This is a genomic window from Pseudomonas sp. Marseille-Q5117, assembly GCF_946901175.1.
GTDB lineage: Bacteria > Pseudomonadota > Gammaproteobacteria > Pseudomonadales > Pseudomonadaceae > Aquipseudomonas > Aquipseudomonas iranensis.
This window is the reverse complement of the sequence record NZ_CAMPPP010000010.1, coordinates 1-18,209: the sequence shown is the minus strand read 5'-3', so window position 1 is coordinate 18,209 and position 18,209 is coordinate 1. Positions and strand designations below refer to the sequence as shown.

Sequence of the window (18,209 nt, the reverse complement as noted above, 5' to 3'; positions counted from 1 at the left end):
TGCCCTTGTGCGGTGGCGACCGATAGTCGCCGCCGCAACGCATGACCGTTCATTCCTTGCAAAAATAATGGCTCCGCTTTTCGCGGCTGACGACTAGGGTGTACTGATCCCTAATCTTCAGGATTCGCCATGCATCCCTACTTTTCCCTGCAAGGCCGCACCGCTCTGGTGACTGGCGGTACTCGTGGTATCGGCAAAATGATCGCCAAGGCGTTCGTCGAGGCCGGCGCCCATGTCTACGTGTGCTCGCGCGACGTCGAAGCCTGCCATCAAACCGCCGGAGAACTTGGCGCCCTGGGCACTTGCCACGGCATGGCGGCGAATCTGGCGACCGAAGAAGGTGTGCGGGAACTGGCCGCGCGCCTGGGTGAGCAGATCACTCATCTGGATATTCTGGTGAACAACGCCGGCACCACCTGGGGCGCGCCGCTGGAGAGTTATCCGGTCAAGGGCTGGGAAAAGGTCATGCAGCTCAACGTGACCTCGGTGTTCAGTTGCATCCAGCAGTTCCTGCCGTTGCTGCGCAAGGCCGGTTCGGCGGCGAATCCGGCGCGGATCATCAATATCGGTTCGGTGGCGGGGATTTCTTCGTTTGGCGAGCAGGCGTATGCCTACGGGCCGAGCAAGGCCGCCCTGCATCAGTTGTCGCGCATTCTGGCGCGGGAACTGGTGAGCCAGCACATCAACGTCAACGTGATTGCGCCGGGCCGCTTTCCGAGCAAGATGACCCAGCATATTGGTAATGATGAGCAGGCATTGGCTGAGGATACTGCGCTGATTCCGATGAAGCGCTGGGGGCGTGAGGAAGAGATGGCGGCGCTGGCGATCAGCCTGGCGAGTACGGCGGGGGCTTATATGACCGGGAACATCATTCCGCTGGATGGAGGGTTCAGTCTGTAGGTCGGCGGTGCGGCATTCGCGAGCAGGCTCGCTCCCACAGGGATTTCATACACGACGCAGCTACATTGTGGGAGCGAGCCTGCTCGCGAAGAGGCCAGCCCTGTCAACACCAGACTTGAAGCGAGCCGGGTTATCATGCCCGCCCTACCCGCTTCGATCCCAGACCATGACTTACAGCGTCTCCCCCATCGGCTTCGTGCGCTCCTGCTTCAAGGAGAAGTTCGCCATCCCTCGCCAGCCGCAACTGGCCCCGGCCGCCCGTGGCGTGCTGGAACTGGTCGCGCCGTTCGATCAGGGTGACGCCGTGCAGGGGCTGGAACAGGTCAGCCATGTGTGGCTGTTGTTTCTGTTCCATCAGGCCCTGGAAGACAAGCCACGCCTGAAGGTGCGCCCGCCACGCCTGGGCGGTAACAAGTCGATGGGCGTGTTCGCCACCCGCGCCACGCACCGGCCGAACGGCATCGGCCAATCGGTGGTGAAGCTGGACAGGGTCGAAGGTAATCGGCTGTTTATTTCCGGCATCGATCTGCTCGACGGCACGCCGGTGCTGGATATCAAACCCTATGTGCCGTACGCCGATATCATCCCGGGGGCGACCAATGACATCGCCAGCGCCGCGCCGCAGCTGATCGAAGTGCAGTGGGCGGATTCGGCTTTGAAACAGGCGCACACCCACGCTCAGCGGCTCGATGAGCCGCTGGTTGAGCTGATCGAGCAGTGCCTGGCGCAGGATCCGCGCCCGGCGTATCAGACGCCGGCGCCGGAACGTGAATATGGTGCACAGTTCTGGGACCTGGACGTGCGCTGGCACTACCCGACGCCCGAACAGATCCGCGTGCTGGAAGTCATTCCTGCCGGGGATTGATGCTCACGGTCGATGTAGGAGCTGCCGAAGGCTGCGATCTGTTGATCTTGCTTTTAAGATCAAGATCAAAAGATCGCAGCCTTCGGCAGCTCCTACAGGAGATTGTCGTAAGCATGGGGAAATGTGTCGGGCATAAAAAAGCCCCCATTGCCTGCAAGGCAATGGGGGCTCTCTGTGGCGCTTACTTCTCGACGAACGCACGCTCGATCAGGTAATCACCCGGCTCGCGCATCCGCGCCGAGATCTTCAGGCCGAAGCTGTCGAGCACTTCGCTGGTTTCATCGAGCATGCTCGGGCTGCCGCAGATCATTGCTCGGTCGTCCTGCGGGTTGATCGGTGGCAGGCCGATGTCGCTGAACAGCTTGCCGCTGCGCATCAGGTCAGTCAGGCGGCCCTGATTCTCGAACGGCTCGCGGGTCACGGTCGGGTAGTAGATCAGCTTGTCACGCAGCGCTTCGCCGAAGAACTCGTTCTGCGGCAGGTGCTCGGTGATGAATTCGCGGTAAGCGACTTCGTTGACGTAACGCACACCGTGAACCAGGATCACTTTCTCAAAGCGCTCGTAGGTTTCAGGGTCCTGAATGACGCTCATGAACGGCGCCAGACCGGTACCGGTGCTCAGCAGGTACAGGTGCTTGCCCGGGTTCAGGTCATCAAGAACCAGCGTGCCGGTAGGCTTCTTCGAGATGATGATCTCGTCGCCTTCCTTCAAGTGCTGCAGCTGGGAGGTCAGCGGACCGTCCTGCACTTTGATGCTGAAGAACTCGAGATGCTCTTCCCAGTTCGGGCTGGCGATCGAGTAAGCGCGCATAAGCGGGCGGCCGTTGGGCTGTTGCAGGCCGATCATCACGAACTGACCGTTCTCGAAGCGCAAGCCCGGATCGCGGGTGCACTTGAAGCTGAACAGAGTGTCGTTCCAGTGATGAACACTGAGGACACGCTCGTGGTTCATGTTGCTCATGTACGTTTGACTCCTGGAGATTGGTCTGCGCGGCTCAACGAGGCTTAACGTGCGCAATTGCATCGCATTCTAATAGCGACGACAATATCTGTTAACTGGATTATTAAGATAAGGGTTATCGGTTATATCGATATGCGATTTACTCTCCGTCAACTGCAAGTCTTCGTCGCCGTCGCCCAGCAGGAAAGCGTATCCCGTGCTGCGGGTCTGCTCAACCTCTCGCAATCGGCGGCCAGCACTTCGATCACCGAGCTTGAGCGCCAGTCCAGCTGCCAGCTGTTCGACCGCGCCGGCAAGCGCCTGAGCCTCAACGCCCTCGGCAAACAACTATTGCCGCAAGCCGTGGCCCTGCTCGACCAGGCCAAGGAAATCGAAGACCTGCTCAACGGCAAATCCGGTTTCGGCTCGTTATCAGTGGGGGCGACGCTGACCATTGGCAACTATCTGGCCACCCTGCTGATCGGCAGCTTCATGCAGCGCCACCCCGAAAGTCAGGTCAAGCTGCACGTTCAGAACACTGCCAATATCGTGCAACAGGTCGCCCACTACGAAATTGATCTGGGTCTGATTGAAGGCGATTGCAGCCACCCGGACATCGAAGTGCAGAGTTGGGTCGAGGATGAGTTGGTGGTGTTTTGCGCGCCGCAGCATCCGTTGGCCAAACGCGGCAGTGCAACCATGGAAGAGCTGACCCATGAGGCGTGGATTCTGCGCGAACAGGGTTCCGGCACGCGCCTGACCTTCGACCAGGCCATGCGTCACCATCGCAGCGCGCTGAATATTCGTCTCGAGCTGGAACACACCGAAGCGATCAAGCGCGCAGTGGAATCCGGCTTGGGGATTGGCTGCATTTCGCGGCTGGCGCTGCGCGATGCCTTCCGGCGCGGCAGTCTGGTGCCGGTGGAGACGCCGGATCTGGACCTGGCCCGGCAGTTCTATTTCATCTGGCACAAACAGAAGTACCAGACCTCGGCCATGCGCGAGTTTCTCGAGCTGTGCCGCGCTTTTACCGCCGGGGTGCAGCGCAGCGACGAGATCGTCTTGCCGACCATTGCTTAAAGCAGAATCACCGCCCACACCAGTCCGATCATGCTCAGCGCCACGAATTGCGCGGCGCTGCCCATGTCCTTGGCGTTCTTCGATAGCGGATGCAATTCCAGCGAGATGCGGTCAATGGCCGCTTCCACCGCTGAGTTGAGCAGCTCGACAATAAGCGCCAGCAAGCAAACCGCGATCAACACCGCCTGCTCGACCCGGCTGACATTGAGGAAGAATGTCAGCGGAATCAGCACCACGTTGAGCAGCACCAGTTGGCGGAATGCCGCTTCGCCAGTGAAGGCCGCGCGCAGGCCATCGAGCGAATAGCCGGACGCGTTGAGGATGCGTTTCAGGCCGGTCTGGCCCTTGAAAGGTGACATAAGAAAAAAACCAGCCAAAAAGGTGTGGGGAAGCTAGATCAACGAAAGTCAAAAAAGCGTGAAACCGCCAGCCATCACTGGCTGGGAATTGACTCAAGTTGTTGCAGCAGTAAAGCCGCTTGCGTGCGAGTGCGCACGTTCAGTTTGCGAAAGATCGCCGTGACGTGGGCCTTGATGGTCGCTTCCGACACGCTCAGCTCATAGGCAATCTGCTTGTTCAGCAAACCTTCGCAGACCATGGTCAGCACGCGGAACTGTTGCGGCGTCAGGCTGGCCAAGCCATCGCTGGCGGCTTTCGCTTCATCCGACACGCTTACCGCTTCGAAGGCTTGCGGCGGCCAGAACACGTCGCCATCGAGCACCTTGCGCACCGCTTCCTGAATCACGCTCAAGTCACTGGATTTGGGAATGAAGCCACTGGCGCCGAACTCGCGGGACTTGACCATCACCGAAGCTTCTTCCTGGGCCGAGACCATCACCACCGGAATCTGCGGATACTGCCCGCGCAGCAGCACCAGCCCGGAAAAACCATAGGCGCCGGGCATGTTCAGATCCAGCAGGACCAGATCCCAGTCAGCCTTTTCGGTCAGGCGCGCTTCCAGTTCGGCAATGCTCGCAACCTCCACCAGTCGCACGTCCGGGCCAAGGCCCAGCGTCACCGCTTGGTGCAGGGCGCTGCGAAACAGGGGGTGATCATCGGCAATCAGGATGTCGTATGTGGCCATTTTTCAAATGATCCTGTTTTTTGATGGCAGACGCGGTGCATTCCGGTCTTGCCAAAGCAACTCGAGACAGCGCTTGGAAGCGATATCCACAGGGGCACGTTCAACGCCAATCAACAGCAAACACGGCGTCTCAAACCTTGGCCGCACCCTAATCGGCGCCAAGCATGCCCAGCGCAGCCGGGGTGGTCAAGCAACATGGCCAGCGCTGTCGACAGTATGGGCCACTATCGGGCCAACTCCGGCTGCGGCTTTCGTATATAGGGCAACAGTTCGGCGTGAGCGGGCGTTGATTCATTCATGTCCAGTTGCTGCTTGGCACCGAGGTAATGCTGGCTGAACACATCGAAATAAGCATCCAGCGCCGAAGCGGCAGCGCTGTCACCGGCCAATTCCAGGCACAACGCCGCGACTTCGGCGGTGCACAGATGCTCGCTACGGGTCGAACGGCGCAAGCGATAGCGCGAGAGTTTGTCGGGCAGCAGGCTGAGGATCGGCAAGCGGTCGAAATACGGACTCTTGCGGAAAATCTTCCGCGCTTCAGTCCAGGTCGCATCGAGCAGAATGAACAGCGGCCGCTTGCTGCTATCGACTGTCACCGTGTTGGTCACCCGCGACGGTTCGACATACTCACCCGGAAACACCAGATACGGCTGCCACTGCGGATCGTTGAGCAATGCGAGCATGTGCGGGTCGGGCTCGGTGCGTGACCAGATGAACGCGTGGTTGTCGCGCACCACATCGGCAATCAGCCAACCGGTGTTGCTTGGCTTGAACACTTCCTTGCCGGTCATGATCAGGCACACGCCGGAACGGGTGTCGACGCTTGGTCGCCACGCGCACAGGCAATGACTGATGATGACCCGGCAATCGCGGCAACGCTCGGAGCGAAAGCCGCGCGCCTGAATCGGCTTGATGCCTTCGTCCTCACGCTGATCGCGCAGGCGGGCCACGGCGTTGGGGGCATGGATCATCGCAGGCAACACCGGCAGACAGGAAAACTCGACACGAACGACACTCGGCAGGGCAATAAAGGCCGGCAGTTTACCAGAGCGACGGCCACAAGCCTGTACCGTCCAGACCGGCTCACCTATAATTCGCCGCCACTGAACGCACCGCCCCGTGACGGGTCGAACCACCAGTCACCGAATCAGGAGAGTTTCATGCTGCGCCTTATCGTTCCCACCGCTGCCATTCTGCTGGCGTCGTCCTTTACCGCTCAGGCTGCGTCCCTGAGTGAGCAGAATCTGAACCGAGAGCTGCGCAACGTCGCCGCCCAAAGCAGCGTCGGCACGCCACGGGCGATCAATGAAGACATTCTTGATCAAGGCTACACCGTCGAGGGCACGCAGCTGATCAACCATCTGAGTGTGCAGAAGAGCCACGCCGACAAGATGCGCGCCGATCCCAAGGCTGTCTATTTCCAGTTGGGCGCGTCGGTCTGCAACAACCCGTCGTACCGCAAGCTGATGGCCAAGGGCGCGATCATGCGCTACGACTTCACCGAAGTGAAAACCAACAAAGCCATCGGTTCGGCCAGCTATCAGGAATCCGATTGCCCGAAAGCCGCGCCGGCGAAGAAGAAGTAATCAGCGCGAAGCCTTGGCGCGCCGCTGCTCATCCGCGGCGCGCAATTCCGCCACTAGCGCTTGCAGATAGCGCGAGCGACGTTCGCCGCCGGCCAATCGTCGGCAGCACTCTTCTTCGAGACTCAATTGATGCGTCTCGGCCGACTCCTGCAACATTCGATACAGCTGAGTATCGATCTCCAGAACCACTCTGACCATGCATCCCGCCTCCTTGCCACCCACGAATCCATGAATTGCCTAGCCTTGCGCAAGCGCAAGGTTGTCTTACGACGTCTGTATTTGAGTAAATCAGAGTGATGGCCCTTTGCGACACGTTCAGACGAGCGGCGACGCTTTGGCGCAAATCAGTAAGCGGTTGCCAGGCAAAACGTTACAGCGCACTGTTCAAGTCAGCGCGAATGCGTGCGAGGGTCTAGATTGAGAGTATTCCCGATCATTCGTTAACGGCAGAAATGGAACTGCCGGCCCTGTGTGTTTTGCAGTGCGACCCGGACGCTGGTTGTCCGGGCTACCCGCTCTGTACAGAAGGAGACGTTGAATGCCTTATCAACCGAATGACCTCTTGAGCCGTCATTTTCAGGAAAGCGGCGACCTCATCAGCCAGGTCGAAGCCCAACTCAACCGTATTTCCACCAACAGCCCGAACATCCCCATCTACCGCGACATGATCCTGACCGTGCTGCGCATGGCTCAGGAAGACCACAACCGCTGGAACGCCAAGATCACCCTGCAAGCCCTGCGTGAACTGGAGCAGGCGTTCCGCGTGCTCGAACAATTCAAGGGCCGGCGCAAAGTCACCGTGTTCGGCTCGGCACGTACGCCAGTGGAACATCCGCTATACGCGATGGCCCGCGAACTCGGCGCAGCGCTGACACGCGCAGACATGATGGTCATCACCGGCGCCGGCGGCGGCATCATGGCCGCCGCCCACGAAGGAGCCGGGCGTGACCACAGTTTGGGATTCAACATCACCCTGCCCTTCGAACAACATGCCAACCCCACCGTCGACGGCACCTATAATCTGTTGCCATTCCACTTTTTCTTCACCCGAAAACTGTTCTTCGTCAAAGAGGCAGACGCGCTGGTACTGTGCCCGGGCGGTTTCGGCACCCTTGATGAAGCGCTGGAAGTGCTGACGCTGATTCAGACCGGCAAAAGCCCATTGGTGCCAGTGGTATTGCTGGATGTTCCGGGCGGTACCTTCTGGCAGGGAGCGCTGGACTTCATCCGCAATCAGCTGGAAGAAAACCGCTATATCCTGCCGACCGATATGAAGTTGATGCGACTGGTTTACAGCGTTGAAGACGCGGTGGATGAGATCAATCAGTTCTATAGCAACTTCCACTCCAGCCGCTGGCTCAAGCGGCAATTTGTAATTCGCATGAACCACAAGCTCAGCGACCAGGCACTGACACAGATGCAGGAAGAGTTCGCCGACCTGTGCCTGAGCGACGAGTTTCATCAACACGCCTACAGCGGTGAAGAACACGACGATGCACAGTTCAGCCATCTGGCACGGCTGGCGTTTGCCTTCAATGGCCGTACCCATGGTCGCCTGAGGGAGTTGGTGGACTTTATCAATCTGCCGGAAAACTGGGCCGATTCGAAACCGCCCACTGCACAACGCTCACGCGAACCTTTCAACGTGATTTGAAAGCAAAAAAAAGGCCCGCTATTTTCTAAAAAATAGCGGGCCTTTTTTGTTGAATCGGTCTAATCGTCCATCCCTCGACCGCTGAACAAGCGGTTGATCATCTCCATCGAGAACCCCCGATACGCCAGAAACCGGCCTTGCCTGGCCCGTTCTTTCGCATCAATCGGTAAATGTCCGGAGAACTTGCGTTGCCACGTATCCTGAAGCTGCGCCTGCCAATTGATACCGCTTTCGCGCAGGGCGATTTCGATATCGGCACTTTGCAAGCCCCGCTGGCTGAGCTCCTCACGAATTCGCAGAGGGCCATAGCCGGAACGGGCGCGGTAGGAAACAAAACTTTCAAGGTAACGGGCTTCGGAAAGCAGCCCCTCTTCCGTCAAACGGTCGAGGGCTGTTTCGATCAGCTCCGCCTCGGCGCCGCGCTGACGCAGCTTACGCGTCAACTCGACTCGACCATGCTCGCGACGTGCGAGCAGGTCCATAGCGGTTCGCCGCACCGCGACGAGGGTATCCAGTACGGCGGTGGTCATCGCTGGTATCAGAGGTCAGCGTCGGCCAGGTCGTCTTCGGTCTCTTTGACCGCCGAGGCCTTGGAGTCCGCGATCACCGCTGGCGACAGCAGCTTGTCACGCAGCTGCTTCTCGAGCTTCGCGGCAATTTCCGGGTTGTCCGCCAGGAACTTGGCCGAGTTGGCCTTGCCCTGACCGATCTTGGTGCCTTCGTAGGCGTACCAGGCGCCGGACTTCTCGACGAAACCGTGCAGCACACCCAGGTCGATCATCTCGCCGTTGAGGTAGATGCCTTTACCGTAAAGAATCTGGAACTCGGCCTGACGGAACGGCGAAGCCACCTTGTTCTTCACAACCTTGACGCGGGTTTCGCTGCCGACCACTTCGTCGCCTTCCTTCACCGCGCCGGTACGACGGATGTCGAGACGAACCGAAGCGTAGAACTTCAGCGCATTACCACCGGTGGTGGTTTCCGGGCTGCCGAACATCACGCCGATCTTCATACGGATCTGGTTGATGAAGATGACCAGGCAGTTGGCGTTCTTGATGTTACCGGTGATTTTACGCAGCGCCTGAGACATCAGACGTGCTTGCAGGCCGACGTGCATGTCACCCATTTCACCTTCGATTTCAGCCTTCGGTACCAGTGCCGCCACGGAGTCGACGATGATTACGTCAACAGCGTTGGAGCGCACCAGCATGTCGGTGATTTCCAGTGCCTGTTCGCCGGTGTCCGGCTGGGAAACCAGCAGGTCGTCGACGTTGACGCCCAGCTTGCCGGCATACTCTGGATCGAGCGCGTGTTCGGCGTCGACGAATGCGCAGGTCGCGCCGGCTTTTTGCGCCTGGGCGATCACGGACAAGGTCAGTGTGGTTTTACCGGAGGATTCAGGACCGTAGATTTCAACAATACGGCCTTTTGGCAGACCGCCGATGCCGAGTGCAATGTCCAGACCCAGAGAGCCAGTAGAGATGGCCGGGATTGCCTGACGGTCCTGATCGCCCATACGCATTACGGCACCCTTGCCGAATTGACGTTCGATCTGACCCAGGGCCGCAGCCAAGGCTTTCTTCTTGTTGTCGTCCATTAAAGTCCTCACGTAATCAATAAGGCCTGACGGCCAACACCTGTATAAGTAGCCAGTATTATTCCACAGCGTTCGAAGATCGCCTACCCCTGATTTTCGATTTCTCGTGCCGCTAGTCGCACAAGCCCCTCTAGCGCGGCCTTCACCGTTTGTCGGCGGACCTCATCACGGTTGCCGGGGAAGTGCTGAACCTCACTGTAAACCTCGTCGCCAACACCCCAGGCCAGCCATACCGTGCCGACTGGCTTGTTCGGTGTGCCACCGTCGGGGCCGGCGACACCGCTGACCGCCACGGCAAAATGCGCCAGGCTGTGCTGCTGCGCACCGCGCACCATGGCCTCGACCACTTCGCGACTGACCGCCCCTACCGTCTCGAACAAATCGCCCGGCACATCCAGCTGCCGGGTCTTCTGCCGATTGGAATACGTCACGTACCCCGCTTCAAACCAGGCCGAACTGCCCGGAATCCGCGTAATCGCTTCGGCGATACCGCCACCGGTACAGGACTCGGCGGTGGTGACATGGGCATTGAGCACTTGCAGACGTCGGCCCAGTTCTGCGGCCAGTTGGGTGGTCTCTTTCACGGCGAGCTCCGGATCGTGTGGAATGTCTTCACCGTACACGAGCCGGACGCGCTTTCAATACACAGAATCATTCAAGATGTTCGGGCGCCAGTGCTCTGACATAGGCCTGACAGGCCTGCAAGGCAATCAATCCACGGTCGCCGGTGTCGGTGATGGCGATAATTCGTTGAGCATGCGCCGGGTCAAGTCGGGCGCGTACGGCTGCAGAATCCACGCCGCCGGTGCCGGCGGTGGCTGGCACCGCACCGCCGTGGGCAACGTCGCCGGCGTCGAGAAGGACCGACAACCGCACATCGGCAGTAGCAAGGCGATCGCGCAGGCGATCCTGATCACGTTGGGCATCGCTCAGCGCTCGATAATGGGTTTGTTCACTGGCCGCGAGCCGCTGCTCCAGAGCCAGGCGTTTGTCCTGCTCGGCCTGTTGCGCGGTGGCGGCGGTCAGCGTCAGTTGATTGAGGGTTTCGGCGTTTAACCGCGCCTGCTCGGCCAATTGCCGCCCGTAGCGCCAGTCCTGAAACTGCCATGCCGCTGCAAACGCCCCGGCCAGCAGCAGCAACAGACCCATCACGCGCCAGGAGCTGGACATAGCACCGCCCTCGCCCGTGCCCAAATCTCGAGTCGATCCTGCAAGCCATTCAACCCGCCGTTGATCCGGCGGGTGATGGTGTTGAACTGGTCAGCGTCGGCCAGTTCATTCAAGCCCTTCTGCGCCCAGAACCACGCCGCCGATTCGGCCGCCCATTGCGGTTGTTCGAGCAGTTCGGGCAATGCCAACAGACGCTCATCGCCAAACAAGCCGAGGCTGCATTGGCGATAGTTGGCGCGACCGGTGATTTGTATCAGCCCGCGTCCTCGGTACTTTTGCCCGTCGCCATCCGCCTCGGGCGTATTGCCCAGACGCAGCGCCAGCGTGCCGGTGTCGTATTTGCTCAGGTACTGGTTATTGCCCAGTTCGCGCACGTAACGCAATTCGCCCGACTCGTGACCGACCTGTGCCAGAAACGCCGCGATACGCTTTGGCGTATCGATGCGCTGCCTGGCCATCGCGGTGTTGAGCGCCGAAACAAAAACGCCCGCTTGGGAGCGGGCGTTGGGCATGATGTCGGTAAGGTGTTTTTCAGTTAATTGCATGATGCATGATCCTCCCTGGATGTTGTCCCGATTGAATCACGGCTGGCGGCTGATGCTTGCCAGCCATTTTTTTCCAGAGTTTTCCGCGAAAGTATTTGTGAGTGACGCTGGGTCAGGGCGTCGCTACCAACCAGCGCGGTGCAAGCGGGCGATGCTCGCTGAAGGGAAAGGAAGACCCTTGCGGCCAATCGCGCAATTCACGTCGATAGGCTTGCAGTTCGGCATATTGTCCGGTGGTCAGCGTCGTGCCACCGCCATCCTCCAATTCATCGCGATCGCGTGCAACCATGCCATCGGTGGCTGCCAATTGCGCATTGCGCCATAGACGTTCAATGTCCTCGACTTCTTCTGCCGAGGGTGGCGGTGGATCTACCAGAATCGGGTAGCCATTGTCCGCACGTACCCCAATCATTTTCGCACTCACCGCCAGTTGCTGCAGCAGCGAGATCCAGTAGCCCTGAGGAATTTCGATGACGTCGTCGGGGATGTCCGTCGAGTTGATGCCGGGTACGTAAACACCTCGGGTGGTGGCGCTGAATAAAACGTTGAAGGTGTTCATTCAATAGCCCTTTACAAAATAGTTGACGGTGCAATTGGCAGCCAACTGCGCATTCGCATCGCGAATTTTCAAGGTGCAGCCCTGTTGGTTGGCGGCATTCAGCACGATCATTGCGGTATCGCCTCCCGCATGTGTGGCCACGAGCGAGAAATAGGCCCTCGGAAAAGAGATTGGAAATGTCACGTAGACCAGTCCAGCAGCATTCGACAGACCTGAGCCCCATTGATCGATATTGCCGCTGGCGTGTTTTTGATATCCCTGGGCACTCGTCAATCCGGAAAAAAGCGAGGCATATTTCAGACTCGCCGTCCCGTGTACCGCCCAGGCTCCACTTTCCCTGACGATGGTGGCGCTCTCGCCACTGTTGATCACTATCGAATTCAACAAGACGCCCTGCGGGCTTATCTTGGCGGCGCCCGGGTGAGCAATCGTGACCGGAGCATTGCTACGGCAGTGAAATGCAATGGCGGCGCCCATTGGAACCTTGTCGATGTCCGGCAGGGTCACGGTGTAAGGCGAGTTACCACCCAGACCTAACGACCAGCCCAGGTCAGCGAGAGTTAGTTGCGTAGTGGCAAGGATGTCACGCGCCCCCGCGTAGTTGCCAAGAGCCCGCTGAACATACTCGCAAGTCGCCGCCGAACGGCTGATATCGAAAGGTGCGGCGGTCCTAAAAAGCTGGGCGCTGCGCAGTGCGCCCAGCATTTGCGTGTTGGACGCTTCACTCGGCGTCAGCCCGCCGGCTTGAACGACATTCAGGATTTCCTGGGTGACACCATTGCCCCAACTCGCCGGAATCAGCGATCCCGGTCTGCCGTTCAGCGGGTCTTCATCAACAAAGCTACCATCCACCAACCCTGCGCTGGGGACGCTTTTTGGGTAATCCATTACTGTTCTCCTGTTTTGATAGCGAGCCATGCGGGTGCCAGAGGGCGGGCATTCAGCGCCGGGAAAAGCGCTGAGTCAGGCCAGTCGCGCAATGCCTGTCGGTACTCAAGCAGTTCCAGATACTGCGTGGGCTTGAGCGATGTGCCGCGTCCCAGGTCCTGTTCATCGCGATGCCGCGTGACTAACCATTCGGTCGTGGCCAGAGAGGCTTGGCGCCAGACAAGTGCGGCCGCAGGTTCCTCTTCCGCAACAATGGGAGCCTGAGCTACCACACGGCTCTGCTGTGCAGGCAGTTCTTCGGCGACTGTCGGAAGCCCGCTGATCGGCGCACCGATCTCGACCTCTTGACCCTCCAGCACGCGAACCATCGTCTCGACGAAGGATGGAGCAAACAGCTCGCAGATAGCGTACTCACCGGCGTCGATCCGTTCGACGACCACGCCGTTCTCGACCCGTGCATAAATGGCCATTATTCATACTCCCAGATTTCACAGAAGGCGTTGCCGCCGGCGCCGCTGACCACTGAGGCCGTGGCCAGAACCGAACATGAGCCGCTGCCCCCGGAACCACGGGTGCCGGCGCTGCCTGGGGTGTCCGACCCCGTGAACGGGCCGCCTCCGTCGAACGCACTCGCGGCTCCGCAACCGGATAGCAAGCCCCAGTTAGCGTTGCTCATGCCGAATCCACCCGAAATGCCCCGAGCATTGCAAAGATTGCCGCCCGTCACGGTCCCGCCAACACCGCCCTGAATGAATCCAGATGATGTAGCCGACGTCACGATCGCCAGTTTTTGCCCACCACCACCGCCCGAAACACTCATGTAGGCGCCAAAAGAAGCTCCACCGCCCGCCAGGCCTGTGGAGTTGCTGACCGCACCACCCGCGCCCAGCGAAACCGGGACACCGGCGAGCATTTGCGTGGTAACGTCATACAAGCTTTCCGCGTAACCACCTGAACCGCCACCTCCCCCCAGAATCTGGCTGCCCGCCGGCACCGGCCCACACCCGCCACCGGAACCACCCGCACCCACCAACCGCACTCGGATCCGCTTGGCTTTGGGATTTGGCTTGTAAACCGTAATACCGACCGTCTCGATCTGTCTGACCGCCAGCTGCCGCCCCACCGCATCGGTGATGCCGTAACCGGCCAATGTGGTCGGGGTATTTTTCAGTTTGGTGAAATCGACCAGTGCACCGATCGCACTGGCGAGTTGATCCGTTTTGGCCTCATCGGGTGTCAACCCGGCCGCCTTGATCACGTTGAGAATCTCTTGTGTAACGCTGTTGCCCCACGCAGCGGGAATCAACGAACCCGGCGTTCCAGCGACGGGGTTTTCATCAACAAAGCCACCGTTGACCAGTCCCACCCCGGGGATACTTTTCGGATAATCCATTTGTCCGCCTCCTGGTTATGCAATCACGGCTACCGTGGCACCAGGCACCACCGGCCAGGTGACCACGTGGGGAAAACCGCTTTGCTTTTCGATGCGGTTCAGCTCGACGCTGTAGAGTTTCCACTCGATCAGCAGCAATTGTTCGTCGTGGCTGGCGTCGCCGATGTCTTCGGCGTATTGCAGGGGCGCGATGCGCAGAACAGCGTCGCGCAGCAACCCGTCGCGTGTTGTCAGGATCCGCTCCCTGGCATCCGCCAGGCGGGTCTGCTCATCAGGCTGCCAGGCGTTGTCGCGCCAAACATGAAAATCACCGGGCCACGGCTCTGCCGTCAGAGCGTCAGGTAGCTCGCCCAGCTCGGTCCAGACCTGCTGAGCACCACCATCCTTGCGGTAGACCAAACCGCGGCGGTCAACTACTTCACGCGGTATGCCATTGATCAACGCCCAGCTGCGACCGGCTTCCGGTTCAGGCAATTCGTACGTCAGCTCAACCGCGTTGGCGGGAAGCTGAATGCCTATTCCAGGCGTGAGGGGAAACTCGACCGGCCCGGACAGGGCACCCGAGCCATCAAATAGATAATTGAACATATGCGCCTCAGATGAGTTTGATGCGGCCGGGATAGGCGATGTTGCGGGGGCGGGATTTGAACGTGTAAAGCAGCGTGGCGCCGGGATCCATTTGATAGTTGGTTCCGGCCGGGAAGGTGGGGCCGCCATTGACGAGCCCGGAAACGTGTTGAGCTTCTTCACGGGTGTCGGCGCCGAAGCCGATCAGGCTGTCCGACCAGCGCGAGCCCACTGCCCCGCCGCCGTTCGCGCCCAAGGCAAAGGAGTGAGTCGAGCCGGGCTGAAAAGTCCCCATCACACGCCCCGAGTCAACACCACGCCCTTCGTCCAGCACCCGCAGGAATTCGCCCCGGCCCTCAGGGCCGCGAAATGTAGTGGCACCGTCACCCGTGGTCCATTTCCCTTCAGTGCCCGCGCGCAAAGCTTCCGATCCAAGCATTCCTGATTGCTGAGCGTGGTCCCACAGCCACGGCCATTCAGCGCGCTTCATGACGGCGCCATTCAACGCACCGTATCCGCCCGGACTAAGCGCGATGGTCGTGTCGAAAAATGGCCTGCCAACAGGGGTGTTGTCGTAACGCCCCACTGGCCACCAATTCCCTGCCCCATCACTGCGCAAATGCCACCAATCGCCATTCCCCATCAATACGAAAAACGCATAACCATTCGGCGAGAGGTGGGTATGAAAACGGATCCGGTCAGTACCGGCCGCCTGGATCACCATGCGACTGCCACTGTTGTCCACCCGGCGAACGATCACATCGCGCACACCTAGCGCGGCATTGGCGGGCGGCAGCGTCAACGTGACGGCACCGGGACTGCCGTCGATCAGCACGAGCCCGAGTTCTTGTTCGCTGAGCGTTTTCGTGGCCGCCAGCCGGGTAATCACCGAACGCATCGGACTGGCGCCGCCGACAATCGCCTGAATCGCCTTGAACAACTGACCGTTGTCCGCTTCGGAAGCCTCCAGCCCCCCGCCGGTAATCACGCTCAGGATTTCCTGAGTCACGCTGTTACCCCACACCGCCGGAATCAACGAGCCCGGCGTCCCCGCCACCGGGTTTTCATCAACAAACCGACCATCGACCAGGCCGACGCTCGGCACACTCTTCGGATAATCCATCCCTCATTCCTCCCTAGTCATAATTGATATGCACCTTGGTATGCGCCGGCGCGCTGCGGTGGATCAGGCATTCCAGCGCCGAGCCCGGGTTGACGCCGAAGCGCTCGCCCCAGTAGCTCGCGCCGTAACGGCGGCCGAGCAGCAGGCGGCCGCCGGTGTTGAGCGTCCACATGAACTGCGCTTCCCAAGTGCCCCAATGCGCCGAGCCGAAGCGGGCGCGGCCCATGCGTGGGGCTTCGTGTTCGGTGATGCTGGCGTTGGGGTAACCCTGGCTTTTGGCGATGTCGAGGTAGTAGCCGACAGCCTGGCTGCCGACCGCGAGCAAGCGGCGGCGTACGGCGAGGCGGCGGTCGTCGAACAGTGGCGTGGTGCCCAGGCACGGGTCGGGCAATTGCATGACGCGTTCCCAGTCGGGCACCAGTTCGCTGACGCCGGCCGGGTCCATTTCGTTGAGCAGGTCGGCGGCGCGCGCATCCAGACGGGCCAGTTCGACGGCGACGCCTTGCAACACTTCTTCGAGTTCCGGCACCCGTTCCGGATCCCATGCCGGGCCACTGGGCAGCAAGGCGCGCAACTGCGCCTGGTATTGCGCGGCGGTTCTTATGCCCCCCATACGCAGCCTCCGAAGGTGAGCAGTTCGCTCTGCCCGGCCGGCACGTCGGCGGCTGGAGCAGTGAGCGTGTGATCGTATTCGCCGCCGGCGCTGCTGATGGCTTCGCGGATATGGCTGATCAGCAACGGCACGCCGAGGTCAGCCTCGCGGTTGTGCAGATCGCGTAACTGCGCTTCGACGGCGGCGCGCACGGCGGTGGTGTCCGGATTGACGCTCTTGAAGCGATACACCACCGGCACCTGAACCGGTCGCTGCACGTGCACTTCCGCAGTCACCGGACGCAGCGGTTCGATGTACTCCTGAACCTCCGCCAACTGCTCATCGTTCGGCACCGGTTGCGGATCGTCGTCGCGCATGATGAACACGGTTACGGTGCCCGGGCCGAGCAAACCACCACGGCACCACGCCCGCGTCACGCCCGGCACTTCCAGTGCCCAGGTTTCGTAGTCGCTGGCCGCGCCACCGTGGGGAATCACGCGGTAGGAACGAATCACCCGCGAGCGCAGCGATTCAAGGCTTTCGCGGGCCACGCCACCGCTGAGGCCCGGCGCCAGCACCACGAAGCTGTTGCCGACAATGCCGGCAATCGGTTGCACCGGGGTCAGCGTCAGACCGGCGTCAGCGTTGCCGAGGCTGCCGGCCTCCAACGCGGCAATTGTGGTGCTGTTGCTGCCATTGACCGTGGTGCGCGCGGTGGTGACTTTGTAGGTGCGGCCATCGTTCGCTTGCAGCAGCGTGTCGACGTCAAGCACGGCGCCCGGAGTGGCGATAAAACTGACGCTGCCGGTGGCCACTTGCGCAGCTTTGCGCGGCTGGTTCAGGCGCAGTGCGGCGATGCGTTCCAGGGTTGACTCGTCAGCCTTGTCCGGCAAGATCTGCTCGGCAATCCAGTCGAGATAACCGTACAGACCATAAGCGGCGCCGCCGAGGGTGCGGGCGAGCACTTGCGCATCGGACTGGCGCAGCGAATCGCCGGCCAGGTCGCTTTGGGTGCGCTTGATCAGCGCCGGCAGCGAAGGGGTTTCAAACGGCATAGATCACCTGCCAACTGTTATCGGGGTTGATGTCCAGACGCTCACCGTCGGCCAGGGTCAGGACCGTGCGCAGGTTCAAGCGCTGGGCGTCGAGGCGTTCGCTGATGATGTCGATGGCGCTGCAGTGGCCGTCGTCGAGTAGCCATTGCAGGGCTTCACGGGCATAGAACTCGGCGTCCATCTGCGTTTGCCGGGTCAGCTTGACCCGGCGCAACAGCCACAGCCGCGAGCCGATGCGATCGTCGGCAACCGTGGGAAAACTGTCGCCCCACCAGCCGAAGCGTTCTTCGTCATCGAGGGCATCGTCATCGGCGGCGCGACGCCAGGTGAACAGGCTGATCAGCACCGCGCGGGTCAGTGCGGCGTGGAGGTTCTGGCTGATGAACATCATTGGCCTCCTGCCGGCGCGCCGGTCTGACCGTTACCGGCCTGGACGCCAACATGCACGTGTTTGATCTGGCTGATGCCGCCGGCCAGTTGATCACCGGTGGAGACGATCTTGCCGGTCTGGTTTATCACCGGCGTGTCGAAGTTCACCGCGCTGCTGGCGCGGATGTTCAGCGTGGCGGTTTCGATGTCGATGATCCGCCCGCGCTTGAAGTGAATCCGGT

The 18,209-nt window shown here is 60.4% G+C and carries 24 protein-coding genes and 1 pseudogene; 5 read left to right on the top strand and 20 right to left on the bottom strand.

Annotated elements, in window-relative coordinates; genetic code table 11:
• Window positions 1–129 precede the first annotated feature (129 nt).
• Together OC605_RS16630 and tsaA are read left to right on the top strand one after the other, a co-directional pair.
• Complete coding sequence (locus OC605_RS16630) at window positions 130–900, top strand: SDR family oxidoreductase (RefSeq protein WP_186569866.1); 771 nt, start codon at window positions 130–132, stop codon at window positions 898–900.
• Between the two features lie 166 nt (window positions 901–1,066).
• A complete protein-coding gene (gene tsaA, locus OC605_RS16625) occupies window positions 1,067–1,765 on the top strand; it encodes a tRNA (N6-threonylcarbamoyladenosine(37)-N6)-methyltransferase TrmO (protein ID WP_262138262.1) in 699 nt (232 codons plus the stop codon).
• A gap of 181 nt (window positions 1,766–1,946) precedes the next feature.
• On the opposite strand, the gene fpr is transcribed toward tsaA, so the two are convergent.
• Window positions 1,947–2,726 carry a ferredoxin-NADP reductase gene (gene fpr / locus OC605_RS16620; protein WP_007908723.1) on the bottom strand — a complete coding sequence of 260 codons (780 nt, stop codon included), beginning with the start codon at window positions 2,724–2,726 and terminating at the stop codon, window positions 1,947–1,949.
• A 132-nt stretch (window positions 2,727–2,858) separates the two neighbouring features.
• On the opposite strand from fpr, the gene OC605_RS16615 reads away from it, so the two are divergent.
• Window positions 2,859–3,785 carry a LysR family transcriptional regulator gene (locus tag OC605_RS16615; protein ID WP_024011881.1) on the top strand — a complete coding sequence of 309 codons (927 nt, stop codon included), beginning with the start codon at window positions 2,859–2,861 and terminating at the stop codon, window positions 3,783–3,785.
• On the opposite strand, the gene OC605_RS16610 is transcribed toward OC605_RS16615, so the two are convergent.
• The 3 genes from OC605_RS16610 to OC605_RS16600 form a co-directional block, all read right to left on the bottom strand.
• Window positions 3,782–4,144, bottom strand: coding sequence for a diacylglycerol kinase (locus tag OC605_RS16610; RefSeq protein ID WP_016771411.1), 363 nt, complete (start codon window positions 4,142–4,144; stop codon window positions 3,782–3,784). The genes OC605_RS16615 and OC605_RS16610 overlap by 4 nt on opposite strands.
• Before the next feature lie 74 nt (window positions 4,145–4,218).
• Window positions 4,219–4,869 (bottom strand): response regulator transcription factor ErdR, encoded by a 651-nt coding sequence (gene erdR, locus OC605_RS16605; protein WP_016771412.1) that lies wholly within the window; start codon window positions 4,867–4,869, stop codon window positions 4,219–4,221.
• Window positions 4,870–5,093: 224 nt separating this feature from the next.
• A complete protein-coding gene (locus OC605_RS16600) occupies window positions 5,094–5,840 on the bottom strand; it encodes a tRNA-uridine aminocarboxypropyltransferase (protein WP_186569828.1) in 747 nt (248 codons plus the stop codon).
• A 189-nt stretch (window positions 5,841–6,029) separates the two neighbouring features.
• Between OC605_RS16600 and OC605_RS16595 the strand changes: the two genes are divergently transcribed.
• Window positions 6,030–6,455, top strand: a complete 426-nt coding sequence (locus OC605_RS16595) for a PA3611 family quorum-sensing-regulated virulence factor (RefSeq protein ID WP_007908738.1) — start codon at window positions 6,030–6,032, stop codon at window positions 6,453–6,455.
• Here the strand turns inward: OC605_RS16595 and OC605_RS16590 are convergent, their stop codons facing one another.
• Window positions 6,456–6,653: a hypothetical protein gene (locus OC605_RS16590; RefSeq protein ID WP_262138256.1), complete on the bottom strand. Its 198-nt coding sequence runs from the start codon at window positions 6,651–6,653 to the stop codon at window positions 6,456–6,458.
• Between the two features lie 340 nt (window positions 6,654–6,993).
• Here OC605_RS16590 and OC605_RS16585 point away from each other — a divergent pair, with 340 nt between their 5' ends.
• On the top strand, window positions 6,994–8,109 hold the full coding sequence (locus OC605_RS16585; protein ID WP_262138254.1) for a TIGR00730 family Rossman fold protein: 1,116 nt from the start codon (window positions 6,994–6,996) through the stop codon (window positions 8,107–8,109).
• 59 nt (window positions 8,110–8,168) lie between these two features.
• On the opposite strand, the gene recX is transcribed toward OC605_RS16585, so the two are convergent.
• From recX to OC605_RS16510, 15 genes and pseudogenes are all read right to left on the bottom strand, one after another.
• On the bottom strand, window positions 8,169–8,639 hold the full coding sequence (gene recX, locus OC605_RS16580; protein ID WP_262138252.1) for a recombination regulator RecX: 471 nt from the start codon (window positions 8,637–8,639) through the stop codon (window positions 8,169–8,171).
• An 8-nt stretch (window positions 8,640–8,647) separates the two neighbouring features.
• Entirely contained in the window at window positions 8,648–9,706 is a 1,059-nt protein-coding gene (recA, locus tag OC605_RS16575; protein ID WP_024011876.1) for a recombinase RecA, read from the bottom strand.
• Between the two features lie 83 nt (window positions 9,707–9,789).
• Window positions 9,790–10,290 carry a CinA family protein gene (locus tag OC605_RS16570; RefSeq protein WP_038861108.1) on the bottom strand — a complete coding sequence of 167 codons (501 nt, stop codon included), beginning with the start codon at window positions 10,288–10,290 and terminating at the stop codon, window positions 9,790–9,792.
• Between the two features lie 67 nt (window positions 10,291–10,357).
• Window positions 10,358–10,876, bottom strand: a complete 519-nt coding sequence (locus OC605_RS16565) for a lysis protein (protein ID WP_262138250.1) — start codon at window positions 10,874–10,876, stop codon at window positions 10,358–10,360.
• Entirely contained in the window at window positions 10,855–11,421 is a 567-nt protein-coding gene (locus OC605_RS16560) for a glycoside hydrolase family 19 protein (protein WP_186569831.1), read from the bottom strand. The genes OC605_RS16565 and OC605_RS16560 overlap by 22 nt, the downstream gene beginning before the upstream one ends.
• 112 nt (window positions 11,422–11,533) lie before the next feature.
• Window positions 11,534–11,980, bottom strand: coding sequence for a phage tail assembly chaperone (locus OC605_RS16555; protein WP_073475955.1), 447 nt, complete (start codon window positions 11,978–11,980; stop codon window positions 11,534–11,536).
• Window positions 11,981–12,868, bottom strand: a complete 888-nt coding sequence (locus OC605_RS16550; RefSeq protein WP_125925216.1) for a phage tail protein — start codon at window positions 12,866–12,868, stop codon at window positions 11,981–11,983.
• A complete protein-coding gene (locus OC605_RS16545) occupies window positions 12,868–13,338 on the bottom strand; it encodes a phage tail assembly chaperone (protein ID WP_262138247.1) in 471 nt (156 codons plus the stop codon). The genes OC605_RS16550 and OC605_RS16545 overlap by 1 nt, the downstream gene beginning before the upstream one ends.
• Window positions 13,338–14,261: a hypothetical protein gene (locus OC605_RS16540; protein ID WP_262138244.1), complete on the bottom strand. Its 924-nt coding sequence runs from the start codon at window positions 14,259–14,261 to the stop codon at window positions 13,338–13,340. The genes OC605_RS16545 and OC605_RS16540 overlap by 1 nt, the downstream gene beginning before the upstream one ends.
• Window positions 14,262–14,276: 15 nt before the next feature.
• Window positions 14,277–14,849 carry a tail fiber assembly protein gene (locus tag OC605_RS16535; RefSeq protein WP_262138242.1) on the bottom strand — a complete coding sequence of 191 codons (573 nt, stop codon included), beginning with the start codon at window positions 14,847–14,849 and terminating at the stop codon, window positions 14,277–14,279.
• 7 nt (window positions 14,850–14,856) lie between these two features.
• Window positions 14,857–15,951 (bottom strand): phage tail protein, encoded by a 1,095-nt coding sequence (locus tag OC605_RS16530; protein WP_262138240.1) that lies wholly within the window; start codon window positions 15,949–15,951, stop codon window positions 14,857–14,859.
• A 13-nt stretch (window positions 15,952–15,964) separates the two neighbouring features.
• Window positions 15,965–16,564, bottom strand: coding sequence for a YmfQ family protein (locus OC605_RS16525; protein WP_042607028.1), 600 nt, complete (start codon window positions 16,562–16,564; stop codon window positions 15,965–15,967).
• Window positions 16,552–17,598, bottom strand: a complete 1,047-nt coding sequence (locus OC605_RS16520; RefSeq protein ID WP_262138238.1) for a baseplate J/gp47 family protein — start codon at window positions 17,596–17,598, stop codon at window positions 16,552–16,554. Before OC605_RS16520 ends, OC605_RS16525 begins: the two co-directional genes overlap by 13 nt.
• Window positions 17,588–17,986, bottom strand: a complete 399-nt coding sequence (locus OC605_RS16515; RefSeq protein WP_016771422.1) for a phage GP46 family protein — start codon at window positions 17,984–17,986, stop codon at window positions 17,588–17,590. Before OC605_RS16515 ends, OC605_RS16520 begins: the two co-directional genes overlap by 11 nt.
• Window positions 17,986–18,209 (bottom strand): annotated as a pseudogene (locus OC605_RS16510) (phage baseplate assembly protein V); the annotation flags it as partial. The pseudogene OC605_RS16510 and the gene OC605_RS16515, both read right to left, overlap by 1 nt.